Below are 15,218 nucleotides of genomic sequence, written 5' to 3' on the forward strand. Positions count from 1 at the left end.
TCCATAGTGACGCTGCGTTTAACACTACGGACAGGATTGATTTATCAGGTCTATCCGTAGCGTTCTGAAAGGCTCTACGGATTAAAGAATGGAATAGAGTCTCTGACTCGTTGTTTCGTCATTGAGTTTAAAACTCAACAACATTCATCACTCCGTAGTGACGCTGCTCAGGTCTATCCGTAGCGTTCTGAAAGGCGCTACGGATTAAAGAATGGAATAGAGTCTCTGACTCGTTATTTCGCTATTGAGTTTAAAACTCAATACCATTCATCAATCCGTAGTGACGCTGCGCTTAACACTACGGACAGTATTGAGTAATGATGCTGCTCAGGTCTATCCGAAGCGTTCTGAAAGGCTCTACGGATTAAAGAATGGAATAGAGTCTCTGACTTGTTCTTTCGCTATTGAGTTTAAAAACTCAACACCATTCATTAATCCGTAGTGACGCTGCGCTTAACACTACGGACAGGATTGATTTATCAGGTCTATCCGTAGCGTTCTGAAAGGCGCTACGGATGATGGAATAAAATAGAGTCTCTGACTCGTTGTTTCGCTATTGAATTTACAACTCAACACCATTCATCAATCCGTAGTGACGCTGCGCTTAACACTACGGACAAAATTGAGATAACGATTAGATAATAAGAAAATCTAATTATGATTTATTTGAATAAGATAATGAGCAGTTTGAAGTTTCTATATTATAAATAGATTTAATACAGTTCATTATATAAATTGATAATCAAATTGATAAAATTATTATAATACCTTTTTTAAAACGATATGCTGATGAAAAATTGTTAAAATAATAAGTAATACTTTAAATGAAATATGTCAATATTTTAAATTACAATTATTTATATATAATTTTTTTAAATAACAAGCATGACAGCAGTATATGGTTTAATTTTTAGCTGATTCTTCATTTCTATTTCGTCAAAATGAAATTTATTGTGACTTTTACGGCGGATTAATAGCTTATAATTTGCAGATACACCCCATATTTTAGCCATTGTAATTAATTGTTGTTGAATAAAATTAGCTTTTGGGATATTTGCTTAACTGAAAAAATATGTTTGAAAAGAAAGTTTACCTCGAAAGAAGAGCAGCATTAAAATCAAAAATAAATTCGGGAATATTACTCTTTTTGGGTAATGAAGATAGCCCGATGAATTATAAGGACAATACCTATCATTTTAGGCAGGATAGTACCTTTTTATATTATTTTGGTATCAACGATCCATCCTTAGGCGCCATTATTGACCTGGATGAAGAGGAGACGATTCTTTTCGGTGATGAAATGGGCATTGATGATATTGTATGGATGGGCAGGCAGAAAACACTGGAAGAAAAAAGTCTGGATGCTGGCCTAACTAAAGTGCTGCCATATGCCCAGCTAAACACTTATCTGAAACAATATTTAGATAAAAAACGTGAGATTCATTTCTTACCACCTTACCGATCTGAGAATAAAATTAAATTGGCCAGCTGGCTCAACCTGTCTATTGATCAACTTAAAGAAAAAGCTTCAATTGGTTTTATTAAGGCGGTAGTAGCACAACGGTCTGTTAAATCTGTTGAAGAAATTGAAGAGCTGGATCGTGCAGCAGCAATATCTGCCGATATTCATTTAATGGTGATGCAGCAGGCTAAACCTGGTATGTATGAACGCGAACTTGCCGCTAAAATTCAAGGTGCTGCATTAGCCTCGGGCAGCAATCTGGCCTATCCTGTTATTTTAACCGTTCGCGGAGAGATTTTGCATAACCATTACCATGGCAATCAGCTCAGCGAGGGGCAACTGGTATTAAACGATTCTGGTGTAGAAACCGCTTTAGGTTATGCCGGCGATCTTACACGTACTTTTCCTGTAGGCAAGAAATTTACCGCTGAGCAAAAAGATGTTTATGATATTGTATTGAATGCTTATACGCATGGCAAAAATATGCTGGCCCCGGGCGTGAGGTATTTAGATGTACATTTGGCTTCTTGCAAAATGCTGGCGCAGGGTTTAAAGGATATCGGCCTGATGAAGGGTAATATAGAAGATGCGGTACAGGCTGGTGCGCATGCCATGTTCTTCCAATGTGGAACCGGACATATGATGGGCTTAGATGTACATGATATGGAAGATTTAGGTGAGCAGTATGTGGGTTATACAGATGAGCTGACCAAAAATACTACCCAGTTTGGCTTAAAATCGTTAAGATTGGGCAAAGCGCTGGAAAAAGGATATGTGTTAACGGTAGAACCAGGTGTTTATATTATTCCGGAACTGATCGATCGTTGGAAAGCCGCTAATCAGTTTGCCGAATTTATTAACTACGATAAATTAGAGCAATTTAGAAACTTTACTGGCATCAGGGTTGAAGATGATTTTCTGATTACTGAAAATGGAAGCCGGATGCTGGGGAAATATTTAGCCATAACTACTGAAGAAATAGAATCGGTTAGAAGCGAAGCTTATTAGGATGGGCGGCTCTTTGGAATAAAAGATTTTTTTATTTTGGAGCGCAGGGTCATTCGTTTTTTTTAAAGGAGGTTCCTGCCATCCGCTTTATTGTGATGAAGGATCGGAATGCCCGCTCCTGTCAGGGCTAAAAACACAGGCTGATGCACGGGATAGAAACGGGGTGTTTAGCACATACCCAAGTTAACTAAACCTGATAGAACGGATGCTCCCGATTTAAGCAACTTGCTTTGGTTGCTTTACGGTATGCTTGCTTGTTGCACAGGTTTCATCGGTGCAGGAGGGATAGCAGGACTGGTCGAACCAATGAAAAACCGCAATTGCTTTTCAAACTGATATTTATGCGCTGATAATAAGAAAATGTATTAAAATAACAGCAGTTTTGTTTTGGAGCGCAGGGTCATTCGTTTTTTTTTAAAGGAGGTTCCTGCCACCCGCTTTATCCCGATGAAGGATCGGAATGCCCGCTCCTGTCAGGGCTAAAAACACAGGCTGATGCACGGGATAGAAACGGGGTGTTTGGCACAAACCCAGGTTAAATAAACCTGATAGAACGGATGCTCCCGATTCTTCATCAGAGCAGGAGGGATAGCAGGGCTGCCGTAACCGATGAAAAGCTGAAAGTGCTTTTCAAATTAAGCATACGCTATTGCAACATGATAACCAGCAAAAAATATGAAAAAAATAATCTCCTTAAACCTAGTTTTCTTAACGTTGAGTACCCTGCTATTTGCGCAGTCACCAACAAAAGTTTATACTTTAGCCGACACCCTAAGGGGCAGCCTGAATGCCGAACGGACCTGGTGGGATGTACAGCGTTACGAACTGGCTGTTAAGCCAGATTACAATGATAAAAGCATCATGGGTTCAAATAAGATCGTTTATAAAGTAGTGCGTCAAAATAATGGCAACACCCGCATGCAGATCGATTTACAGGAACCCTTAATTATTGACAGCGTTTTATATAATGGCGGTTCAAAGTTAAAATTCGAACATGTAGGCAGTGTGTGGTATGTACATGTACCTGCACAAAAGTTATCTGCTTTGAATAATGTCCATATTTTTTACCACGGAAAGGTTCACCAGGCCAAAAGAGCACCCTGGGATGGTGGTTTTATTTTTACTACCGACTCGCTTTCGCGGCCGTGGATGACAGTGGCCTGCCAGGGCCTAGGTGCTTCGGTGTGGTATCCGAATAAAGATCATCAAAGTGACGAACCGGATTTAGGTGCTTCTTTAACCATGACCGTTCCGGATACGTTGATCGCCGTGGGTAATGGTCGCCTGGTATTTAAGAAAGATAATCACGATGGTACCGCTACCTATCAGTACAACGTTAAAAATCCGATCAGCAATTATTGCATTATTCCTTACATTGGCAAATACGTAAATTTTAAGGAGAAATATGCCGGAGAAAAGGGCGCACTCGATGTGAACTATTGGGTACTGGATTATAATTACCCCAAAGCGAAAACCTACATGCCTGATCAGGTACATAAAATGATGAAAAGCATGGAGTATTGGTTCGGGCCTTATCCTTTTTATGAAGATGGTTATCAGTTGATCGATGCTTCGCATACGGGTATGGAACATCAATCGGCCGTTTCTTACGGCAACGGTTATAAATTCGGCTATAGAAGTAAAGATATGTCTGGTAATGGTTGGGGTTTAAAGTGGGATTTCATCATCATTCATGAAAGTGGGCACGAATGGTTTGGCAACAACATTACCACTAATGACCTGGCCGATATGTGGGTGCATGAAAGTTTCACCAACTACAGCGAAACACTTTTTGTAGATTATACCTTTGGCACTAACGCTGGAAACGAGTATAATTTCGGTATTAGAAAAGGTATCAGAAATGATAGCCCCACTATTCCGCCTTATGGCGTAAATGCACAAGGCAGTGGCGATATGTATCCGAAAGGAGGCAATATGCTGCATTCCATCAGGCATAGTTTAAATAACGACCAGCTTTTTAGATCCATATTACGGGGGCTAAACCAAACTTTTTATCATCAAACGGTAACTACTGCACAGATTGAAAATTATATTTCTAAAAAAGCAGGTTATAATTTTTCAAAAGTTTTTGATCAGTATCTCCGTACGGTGCAGATTCCGGTATTCGAATATTACCTTAAAGATGGCAAGGCGTTTTACCGGTATAGCAATTGTGTTAAGGGTTTCAACCTGCCTTTAAGTCTGAAAAACGAAGGCATTACAACATTAAAAATTATACCTTCGCAAAACTGGCAGCAGGTTATGCTGGCCAAAGGGCAGGATGCACTTTTTACAACATCGGGTATTGAATTTATGTATTACCTTCAGGTGAAAAATACAAAATAAATATCTTTGGATAGAATAGGTAACAGGTGTTTTTCTATTCAGCTGATTTAGAGGAGATGTTGCGCAATAGGATAACTTTTTTATTCATCTCTCGTTCTTTTTATTAATGAATTTTGCTTTCCAAGACCAGATTTATCTGGTTGAAGTGGCGCATTTACGACCATTATCGGTTAAAATCTAACAATATTGCTGCCTGGTGATTTCCTAACTTTGAACATCAGTTAGACGCATTGATTGTGGATCAATGATGAGGTAATATTTGCCGATGGATCCCGGCTTTTGGGAATTGGCGAGATGAATTTTGAAAATATTTATTAAAACATAACATTAAAATGAGTATCAAATGGACTGGGGTTTTCCCGGCTGTAACCACTAAATTTACAGCAAACGATGAGTTAGATTTTCCAGCGTTCGATTTAAATATCGAAGCGCAATTAGAAGCAGGTGCTGAAGGAATTATATTAGGTGGATCGCTAGGCGAAGCCAGTGTACTAACGGATGAAGAAAAGTTTGGTTTGTTATCACATACCTTAACAGTGGTAAATGGTCGCGTTCCTGTTTTATTGAATATTGCAGAATCAACTACAAAAAAAGCAATCGAAGTAGCTAAAAAAGCAGAATCACTTGGTGCGCAAGGTTTAATGCTGTTGCCACCAATGCGCTATAATGCCGCTCCGGATGAAACGTTAGCCTTTTTTGGTGCTGTTGCAGAAAGCACCAGTCTGCCAATCATGATTTATAACAATCCTGTTGATTATAAAATCGAAGTAACTTTGGACATGTTCGAGGTTTTAACTAAATACGACAACATCCAGGCCATCAAAGAATCAACAAGAGATGTATCAAATGTAACCAGATTAATCAACCGTTTTGGCGACCGTTTTAAAATCTTTACCGGAGTAGATCCTTTAGCAATGGAGAGTATTGTAATGGGTGCCCATGGATGGGTTGCAGGTTTGGTTGACGCTTTCCCTAGAGAAACCGTTGCTATTTTCAGGTTGGTTAAAGAAAATCGCATTGCCGAAGCATTAAAAATTTACCGTTGGTTTTTACCTGTGCTTGAGTTGGATATTCATGCAAAATTGGTACAATACATTAAATTAGCAGAGGTGGCAACCGGATTGGGAACTGAGGCGGTTCGTGCGCCGCGTTTGCCATTAAGTGGTGCAGAAAGAGAGAAAGTATTGAAAATTATTAATGATGCATTAGCTGTTCGTCCGGAATTACCTGCAGGTAGTTGGGGCAAATAGTTTAAAAACCAAATATGAACGGAAAAAATATTGTAGCCGGTACTTATATTGAAGTTAATGAAAGAAGCCTTAAAGCTGTTAATCCTGCAACGGGATTAACGCTTGATGGCGAATTTTTCAAAGCTAACGAAAAACTGGTTGATGATGCCTTAACAGCAGCAACAGCTGCATTTCAAAGCTACAGAAACTTAAACAAAGATCTTAAAGCAGCATTTTTAAATGCCATTGCCGATGAAATTGCCAATCTTGGTGAAGAACTGGTAAACAGGGCTTCAGCAGAAAGTGGTTTGCCTTTAGCCCGTTTACAGGGCGAATTGGGCAGAACTACGGGTCAATTAAGGTTATTTGCCAGTTTGGTTGCAGAAGGCTCTTGGGTTGATGCCATTATTGATACGGCATTACCTGACAGACAGCCTTTGCCGAGACCAGATATCAGGCGAATGCTCATTCCAATCGGACCAGTGGTGGTTTTTGGTGCAAGCAACTTTCCGCTTGCTTTTTCTGTTGCAGGCGGCGATACCGCATCGGCACTAGCTTCTGGTTGTCCGGTGGTGGTTAAAGCGCATCCCGCACATTATGGAACCAGTGCTTTGGTAGGTGGTGCCATTATTAAGGCAGCAGAAAAAACGGGAATGCCTAAAGGTGTTTTCTCTTTGTTATATGATGATGGTTACGCTGTTGGTGCTGGGCTGGTTCAACATCCCTTAACTAAAGCCGTAACGTTTACCGGTTCGTTTAAAGGCGGTATGGCCTTAATTAACCTTGCTCAACAACGCGAACAACCAATTCCGGTTTTTGCAGAAATGGGCAGTATTAATCCGGTAATTTTTCTTCCGTTAGCCATAGAAAACCAGGCAGAAGAACTGGCTAAAAAATATGCAGCATCCATTACCTTGGGAGCAGGTCAGTTTTGTACCAATCCCGGGTTATTGTTAGCCGTACAATCGCCTGCACTCGAAAACTTTAAGACTGCTTTAAAAGAGGCCATTTCAACCATTCCATCGGCAACAATGCTTACCGAAGGTATTGCCCATAATTATGGCAAACTTTCTGCTGAGGTTGTAAATGAAGATGGTGTTGTGCTTTTATCGGCATCAACGGTGAAAAATACGGAACTTCAAAATCAATCAGAAGCAAAAATAGCTCAGGTAAGTGCTGCCGATTTTATTAAAAATCCAAAACTACGTGAAGAAATTTTCGGACCATATTCTCTGTTGGTTGTTGCCCAGGATCAAGCTGAACTGGAGCAGGCCGTTGAAGTGTTAGAGGGTCAGCTTACCGTTACCTTAATGGCCGAAAAACAGGAGCTTAGAGATTACCAGGCTTTGGTAAACAGGTTAACTGATAAAACCGGAAGAATTATACTGAATGGTGTGCCTACAGGTGTAGAAGTTTGTGCGGCCATGCAACATGGTGGTCCATTCCCTGCAACCAACGATAGTCGTTTTACTTCTGTAGGCTCTACCGCTATTAATCGTTTTGTCAGGCCTTTGGCTTATCAGGATTGGGAGCAGGAATTGTTGCCGGATGAATTGAAAGATGGCAACCCGCTGGGTATTTTCAGAACGGTCAATCAACAATTAACGAAATCTCATGAGTAAAACTTTTTTTTGTGTAGATGCACATACCTGTGGAAATCCGGTTAGGTTAGTGGCAGGTGGAGGGCCTCAGCTTACCGGCTCGAACATGAGCGAAAAGCGCCAGCATTTTCTGCAAGAATTTGACTGGATCAGGAAAGGCCTGATGTTCGAACCACGTGGGCATGATATGATGTCGGGTAGTATTCTCTATCCACCTCATGATCCGGCTAATGATGTAGCGGTACTTTTTATCGAGACCAGTGGCTGTCTGCCAATGTGTGGGCATGGTACCATTGGTACCATTACCATTGCTATTGAAGAAGGGCTCATCCAACCGAAAATACCAGGGCAGATCAGAATGGAAGCGCCGGCAGGATTGGTATTGATCGAGTACAAACAGGAAGGAAAAAAAGTAAAGTCTGTTAAGCTGAAAAATGTAGCTTCTTATCTCGCTGCAGAAAATCTTCAGGTTGAATGTCCTGATTTGGGTACGCTTACTTTTGACGTAGCTTATGGCGGAAATTTCTATGCCATCGTCGATCCTCAGGAGAATTTTCCGGGATTAGAAAATTACAGTGCCTCGCAGTTGATTAGCTGGAGCCAGATCATCAGAAAACGCATCAATGAACTTTACAGCTTTGTTCATCCACAAGATCCTACAATAAACGGCTGTAGCCATATATTATGGACGGGAAAAACTATTGATCCTACATCAACGGCCAGAAATGCTGTTTTTTATGGTGATAAAGCCATTGATCGTTCGCCATGCGGAACCGGTACTTCTGCCCGTTTGGCACAGTGGTTTGCCAAAGGAAAGCTAAAACAGGGAGAGGATTTTATCCATGAGAGTTTTATTGGCAGTAAGTTTATCGGAAAGGTAGAAGAAGTTGTTGACCTAAACGGAATTCAGGCCATTATACCAAGTGTAGAAGGCTGGGCAAAAGTTTACGGCTACAATACTATTAAAATAGATCCTGAAGATGATCCATATGCATACGGGTTTCAGGTGATCTAAAAGTAAAAAAAGAAATATCAGCAGAATAAGTTAAAAGCATGTCGAAAGTATTAATTATAGGTGGTGGAATAGTAGGTCTGACGTCAGCATATTATTTGCAGAAAAGGGGCTACGAAGTAACAATTTTGGATAAGGGAGATATTACCGACAACTGCTCATTTGGTAATGCAGGGATGATTGTGCCGAGTCATTTTGTTCCTCTGGCAGCGCCGGGAATGATACAGCAGGGGATCCGCTGGATGTTCGATAGCAAAAGCCCTTTTTATGTGCGCCCTTCATTAAACGCAAACCTCGTTAGCTGGGGCTTGAAATTTATGAAACATGCCACAGCAAAACATGTAAGCGAGGCGGCAGTACCATTACGTGATTTATCTTTGCTGAGCAAAAAACTATATGAGGGCCTGGCTAAAGAGCCGGAGTTCGATTTCGAATTAACCAAAAACGGCATTCTGGCATTTTACAAAACAGAAAAAGCTGCTGAAGAGGAAGCGCATTTAGCTGCACGTGCAATAGAGCTTGGTCTGGATATGGCCGTACTTACTGCCGATGAATGCCGTGCTTTACAGCCAGATTTGAAATTAGATGTTTTGGGAGCAGTACACTATCGTTGTGATGCCCATCTTTACCCAACAAAATTGATGGACGCCCTGCTCAAATATCTAATAAAGAATGGCGTTAATATACAGCGTAACAAAGAAGTTGATAAAATTGAAACATCAGGGAATCGCATTACGAAGGTTTTTGCGGGTAATACTTCCTGGGAAGCAGATGAATATATTTTAGCAACCGGTTCGTGGTCGCCTGCAGTGGCCAAAATGGCCGATGTTAAAATATCTTTAATGCCAGGTAAGGGTTATTCATTTATGGAACCCGAGCCTCAGCAACGCGTAACTATCCCGGCATTGTTATGTGAAGCCAGGGTGGCCATCACACCAATGAACGGTCAGATCAGGTACGGCGGAACAATGGAATTAGATAAGATCAATACCCGCATTAATATGCAACGGGTCAAAGGGATTGTTGAATCCGTTCCGGCATATTTTCCTGATTTAAAACCGGCAGTTCCTGCAGAAAAAGATATCTGGTATGGTTTCCGTCCCTCATCACCTGATGGTTTGCCATACATTGGCAGATGCAAAAAAAGAGAAAACCTGATCATCGCTACCGGCCACGGCATGATGGGCTTAAGCTTAGGACCTGCAACAGGCTTGTTGGTTAGTCAGATTGTTTCAGGCATCGCAACTGATATAAATATTGAACCTTACGCATTGGTTCGATAATTTTTAGATTTAAGTTAGTCGGTTTTAGTTAGTCGGGATTTGTAATCCCGACTTCAACTTTTCAGTCCTATATTACTCTGTTGGTCGGGATTTGTAATCCCGACGCTCTTCGTTCTTTTATGGATTCTAAATCCATAGTTCGTTGGGTCCGGATTTCTAATCCGGACCAGCCATTCCGTTGGTCGGGATTTATAATCCCGACACCTTTCAAGCACTGCGTTTCGGTTGCCCATCCGGATCAACGCATTGCTAAGCAATTGGTTTTCTTTTGAGCTCCTGCTATAAAATGATTTATAGTCCTTTAACTACGTTAATAGTAATTAATGAGTGGTCAGTTTGTTGATATAATCCGTCATATCTTATCAAATTATAGTAGTATTTTAACCTTATCTGAGTTTTATTGGGTTATTTGAGTTAATATTTATATATTCAATTCATAATAACCACCTGTTAGTCGCGGTGTTTAATCCCGACATGTTTCAAATCCCGGCCAGCATTTCCGTTACCGGTTTTTTTAATTCTCCGTTAGTCCCGTCTCTAACTTTCAATCCTTTGCCAGTGGATCGCAGATCCAAAGTTCGTAAAGGTCCGGATTACAAATCCAGACCAGCTTTAGATTACTCTGTTGGTCGGGATTTGTAATCCCGACGCTCTTCGTTCTTTTATGGATTCTAAATCCATAGTTCGTTGGGTCCGGATTTCTAATCCGGACCAGCCATTCCGTTGGTCGGGATTTATAATCCCGACACCTTTCAAGCACTGCGTTTCGGTTGCCCATCCGGATCAACGCATTGCTAAGCAATTGGTTTTCTTTTGAGCTCCTGCTATAAAATGATTTATAGTCCTTTAACTACGTTAATAGTAATAATGAGTGGTCAGTTTGTTGATATAATCCGTCATATTTTATCAAATTATAGTAGTATTTTAACCTTATCTGAGTTTTATTGGGTTATTTGAGTTAATATTTATATATTCAATTCATAATAACCAACCAAACCAAACTAACTGGATTATGAAAGTATTACCTTTTACCATGCTTGTTCCTGACGACAAAAGTGTGATATCGGAACAAATCGAATCTCCCTATTTTTATCAATACCTGCACCGCCACGATGAATGGCAGATCACGTATATAGAAAAAGGTGAGGGGACACTAATTGCTGGAAATGATATGCATGCCTTCCGGTCTGGAGACGTTTTTTTAATTGGAGCTAAACTTCCGCATCTGTTTAAAAGTAATCCCGAGTATTTCGCTATCGACAGTAATAAAACCATTAAAGCATGTTCTATTTACTTTAATCCGAATGGCATATTAGCTGCTTTATTTAATCTCCCTGAAATGAAGCTGGCCAGTGCTTTTTTAGCTAAAAATAAGCATGGTTTCAAAGTTCCGGCTGCATTTACCAAAAATATAATAGGTAAAATGCTGAATGTACACCAGGCAGCAGGGGTTGATGTATTGTTTAACTTCCTGAAAATGGTAAACAGCCTTCAGGATTTGAATGAGAATGTAGAACCTTTATGCTCCGATATGTATTCTTCCAACGTAACCGAAAATGAAGGTATGCGTTTAAGTAAGATCATTAATTTCATCACCGAAAACTATAACAGCCAAATTTCATTAGAAGATGTGGCCAATGCAGCGTTTATGACGCCTCAGGCTTTTTGCAGGTATTTCAAAAAGCACACCGGTCATACTTTCGTGTCATTTTTAAATGAAGTAAGAATCAACGATGCCTGCAAAAGTCTGATATCGGGAGAAAAAGCGGATTGCATTTCAGGCGTAGCCTATAAAGCTGGTTTTAATAGCATTACCAATTTTAACAGGGTGTTTAAAAGTATTATCGGCCAATCACCACGGGCATATATTGATACCTATAACAATGTAAGCAGGGTGAACTACATCGGCGCTTAAACAACTGCTTTTTTAATATAATGTAACCATTTTTTACAAATGGAGGCAATGCTATTGCCTGTTTTAACCAAACCACATGCAAAATAAACTAAACCTTTTTGCCCTTTTGTTATTGGTGTGCCTGTTATCGGGCCCTTTTGCATGGGCTCAAACTTCAAATGAAAGTTTGTACGAACAAACCAGCGAAATGGGTACGCTGATTGTAGGTTACCAAAAGGATGTTGATGCCATTAACGATTTCTACTATCCTTATTCAGCTGGTGTAACCTATTCCTATCCAATGGCTACTTTTAAAAGTCCGGCCCAAAGGAAACGCCTGCAGGATATTAATCACGATTACCTAAACAAGCTAAAAGCTGCACAATTTGAAAATTTCAGTATTTATGGCAAGGTGGATTATATTCTGCTTAAAAAACGGATCGAATCGTCGGTTTGGCTTTTAGGTAGAGAAGAAACAGATTATAATGCTTTATCAAAGTATTTTACCTTTGCCGACGCCATTTACGCACTCGAAAACCTAAGAAGAAGAGGTACTTATCAGGATGGTGCACTGCTGGCCGCCGGGATAGAAAAAATTGCAAAACAAGTTGATTCCCTAAGCCTGAATTTTAAAAAAGGGGCACTTAAACCCGATCAGCTTAAAATGGCAAAAGCCATCAGTTTGAGTTTGAAACATCGGTTAAAGGGCTTTTACCAATTTTATATGGATTATGAGCCGGGTTTTACCTGGTGGGTGCCTAAACCTTACGAGAAATTAGACCTTGCCTTAGCCAATTACGCCAAACTTTTTGATGATGTTGATGCCGCTCCTGCTGTAAAATCAAGTAAACCGGAAATTAAAGGAAATCCTATTGGACGAGAAGAACTCATCAGGCAGTTAAATGCTGAGCTTATTCCCTATACACCTGAAGAACTGATTAAGCTTGCCGAAAAGGAATTTAAGTTTTGCGATGAAGAGCTTTTAAAAGCATCAGCCGCTATGGGTTATGGCAATGACTGGAAAAAGGCACAGGAAAAAATCAAAAATAGCTATGTGCCATTGGGCAGGCAGCCGGAATTGATTGTAAAATTACAGGATGACGCCCTCAATTTTATCAAAGCCAATAATCTGATCAATATTCCGGCACTTGCAGAAGAAACCTGGGGTATGGTGATGATGTCTGCCGAAAGACAATTGGTGAATCCATTTTTCACAGGTGGGCGCGAAATCAGCATTTCCTATCCAACCAATACGATGGAGGAAGACGATAAGTTAATGAGTATGCGTGGTAACAATCCTTATTTTTCGAGAGGAACGGTGCAGCACGAACTTCTACCAGGCCACCATTACCAGTATTTTATGAATAGCAGATATAAAAGCTATCGCGATCCTTTTCAAACCCCTTTTAGCATAGAGGGCTGGCCTTTATACTGGGAACTTTTGCTTTACGATAAAGGTTTTGCCAAAACACCTGAGGAAAAAATGGGTATGCTTTTCTGGCGGATGCACCGTTGTGCCAGGATTCTGTTTTCGCTGAACTTTCACCTGGGCAGGTGGAGCCCTCAGCAGTGTGTGGATTTTCTGGTCGACCGTGTAGGGCACGAACGTGCCAATGCAGAAGGTGAGGTCCGCCGATCTTTCAAAGGCGATTATAGCCCTTTATACCAGGTAGCCTACCTGACCGGCGGTCTTCAGCTCTTTGCGCTGAAAAAAGAGCTGGTAGATAGTGGCAAAATGAGCTTTAATGATTTTCATGATGCCGTGATCAAACAAAACTTAATCCCTGTCGAAATGATCAGGGCTACTTTAACCAATCAGCCTTTAACCCGCGACTTCAAAACCTCATGGTATTTTTACGATCAGCTTAAGTAATAAAATCAACAACCAACCTTCGAACCACCAAGCAAACACAACATGACTGAAAAAGAAACCACACAATTTAAACCCTCGCTTAAGCTGATGGATGCAACGATGCTTGTAGCCGGAAGTATGATCGGCTCGGGTATTTTTATTGTCAGTGCAGATATTACCCGAAATGTAGGCAGCTCTGGCTGGCTATTGGTAGTTTGGCTGATTACAGGCTTTATGACGCTAACGGCTGCATTGAGTTATGGTGAATTAAGTGCCATGTTCCCAAAAGCGGGAGGACAGTATATTTATTTAAAGGAAGCGTACAACCCGCTGATCAGTTTTTTATATGGCTGGAGTTTTTTCACGGTAATCCAAACCGCAACGATTGCCGCCGTAGGTGTTGCATTTGCCAAATTTACTGCTTATCTCATACCTGCATTAAGTGAAGATTTAGTTGCTGTCGATTTAGGCTTTTTTACCGTCTCACCCGCACAACTGTTGGCCATTGGCGTAATTATTTTACTCACTTATATTAATAATAGAGGGGTAAATGGCGGTAAGGTAATCCAAACGACCTTCACCGTGGCTAAATTGTTAAGTTTGTTTGGTCTGATCGCTTTCGGATTGTTCTTTCTAAATAAAGGAATCTGGAAAACCAACTGGGAAAATATGTGGGTTTTAGGACCGTTATCTGCTGACGGAAGTATTGGTTCTTACACCACTTTCGCAGCTTTCGGTGCCATCGCTGCAGCGATGGTAGGTTCAATATTCAGCAGCGATTCCTGGCATAATGTGACCTTTATCGCCGGCGAAATTAAAAACCCTGCACGCAATATCGGTTTAAGTTTAGCCTTAGGAACCATTATCGTAACCGTACTCTACCTCCTCACCAACGTAATGTACACCGGGGTGCTTTCATTGCAAGATATTGCCCATGCAGATAAAGATCGGGTAGCTGTTTCAGCTGCCAACCATATTTTCGGTACAGCCGGTACCATCATTATTGCTTTAATGATTATGGTTTCAACCTTTGGTTGTAATAATGGTTTAATTATGGCTGGTGCAAGGGTATATTATTCCATGGCCAAAGATGGACTTTTTTTTAAAAAAGTGGGTATACTCAACAAAAATGCAGTCCCGGGATTTGGATTATGGATACAATGCATTTTTGCCTGTTTATGGTGCATTAGCGGAAAATACAGCGACCTGCTGGATATGATTTCTTTTGTGGTGGTCATGTTTTATATGCTTACCATTTTCGGAATCTTTATCCTCCGTAAAAAACGCCCTGAGGCAAACAGACCTTACAAAGCCTTTGGTTACCCGGTGCTGCCAATCGTTTATATCCTGATGGGACTTGCCTTTTGCATACTGCTGATCTTTTTTAAACCCAAATTTACCTGGCCGGGATTAATCATCACTTTAATTGGAATTCCGGTTTATTATCTGATTAGAGGAGGTATCGTACGTCAGGAATTGAAAACGAAAGATCCGGTTGATGTAAAGGGTTAAAATATTAATGATATTCATT

General features: G+C 40.6%; 9 protein-coding genes. All 9 read left to right on the forward strand.

Annotated features, from left to right (window positions below; genetic code table 11):
• Window positions 1–1,072: 1,072 nt before the first annotated feature.
• The 9 genes from ACFE6N_RS09810 (at window position 1,073) to ACFE6N_RS09850 (ending at window position 15,199) form a co-directional block, all read left to right on the forward strand.
• Complete coding sequence (locus ACFE6N_RS09810) at window positions 1,073–2,470, forward strand: aminopeptidase P family protein (protein ID WP_378935981.1); 1,398 nt, start codon at window positions 1,073–1,075, stop codon at window positions 2,468–2,470.
• 675 nt (window positions 2,471–3,145) lie between these two features.
• A complete protein-coding gene (locus ACFE6N_RS09815) occupies window positions 3,146–4,816 on the forward strand; it encodes a M1 family metallopeptidase (RefSeq protein WP_378935983.1) in 1,671 nt (556 codons plus the stop codon).
• A 332-nt stretch (window positions 4,817–5,148) separates the two neighbouring features.
• Window positions 5,149–6,066, forward strand: a complete 918-nt coding sequence (locus tag ACFE6N_RS09820) for a dihydrodipicolinate synthase family protein (protein ID WP_145855580.1) — start codon at window positions 5,149–5,151, stop codon at window positions 6,064–6,066.
• Between the two features lie 14 nt (window positions 6,067–6,080).
• A complete protein-coding gene (locus tag ACFE6N_RS09825; RefSeq protein WP_378935985.1) occupies window positions 6,081–7,667 on the forward strand; it encodes an aldehyde dehydrogenase (NADP(+)) in 1,587 nt (528 codons plus the stop codon).
• A complete protein-coding gene (locus tag ACFE6N_RS09830; RefSeq protein ID WP_145855576.1) occupies window positions 7,660–8,661 on the forward strand; it encodes a 4-hydroxyproline epimerase in 1,002 nt (333 codons plus the stop codon). The genes ACFE6N_RS09825 and ACFE6N_RS09830 overlap by 8 nt, the downstream gene beginning before the upstream one ends.
• A 38-nt stretch (window positions 8,662–8,699) precedes the next feature.
• Entirely contained in the window at window positions 8,700–9,941 is a 1,242-nt protein-coding gene (locus tag ACFE6N_RS09835) for an NAD(P)/FAD-dependent oxidoreductase (RefSeq protein ID WP_378935987.1), read from the forward strand.
• Between the two features lie 1,012 nt (window positions 9,942–10,953).
• Window positions 10,954–11,856: an AraC family transcriptional regulator gene (locus tag ACFE6N_RS09840; protein ID WP_378935989.1), complete on the forward strand. Its 903-nt coding sequence runs from the start codon at window positions 10,954–10,956 to the stop codon at window positions 11,854–11,856.
• Between the two features lie 76 nt (window positions 11,857–11,932).
• Window positions 11,933–13,708 carry a DUF885 family protein gene (locus tag ACFE6N_RS09845; RefSeq protein ID WP_378935991.1) on the forward strand — a complete coding sequence of 592 codons (1,776 nt, stop codon included), beginning with the start codon at window positions 11,933–11,935 and terminating at the stop codon, window positions 13,706–13,708.
• A gap of 42 nt (window positions 13,709–13,750) precedes the next feature.
• Entirely contained in the window at window positions 13,751–15,199 is a 1,449-nt protein-coding gene (locus ACFE6N_RS09850; RefSeq protein WP_378935993.1) for an APC family permease, read from the forward strand.
• Window positions 15,200–15,218: the final 19 nt, after the last annotated feature.

Origin of the sequence: Pedobacter sp. BG31 (assembly GCF_042464845.1) — a bacterium.
GTDB classification, from domain to species: domain Bacteria; phylum Bacteroidota; class Bacteroidia; order Sphingobacteriales; family Sphingobacteriaceae; genus Pedobacter; species Pedobacter suwonensis.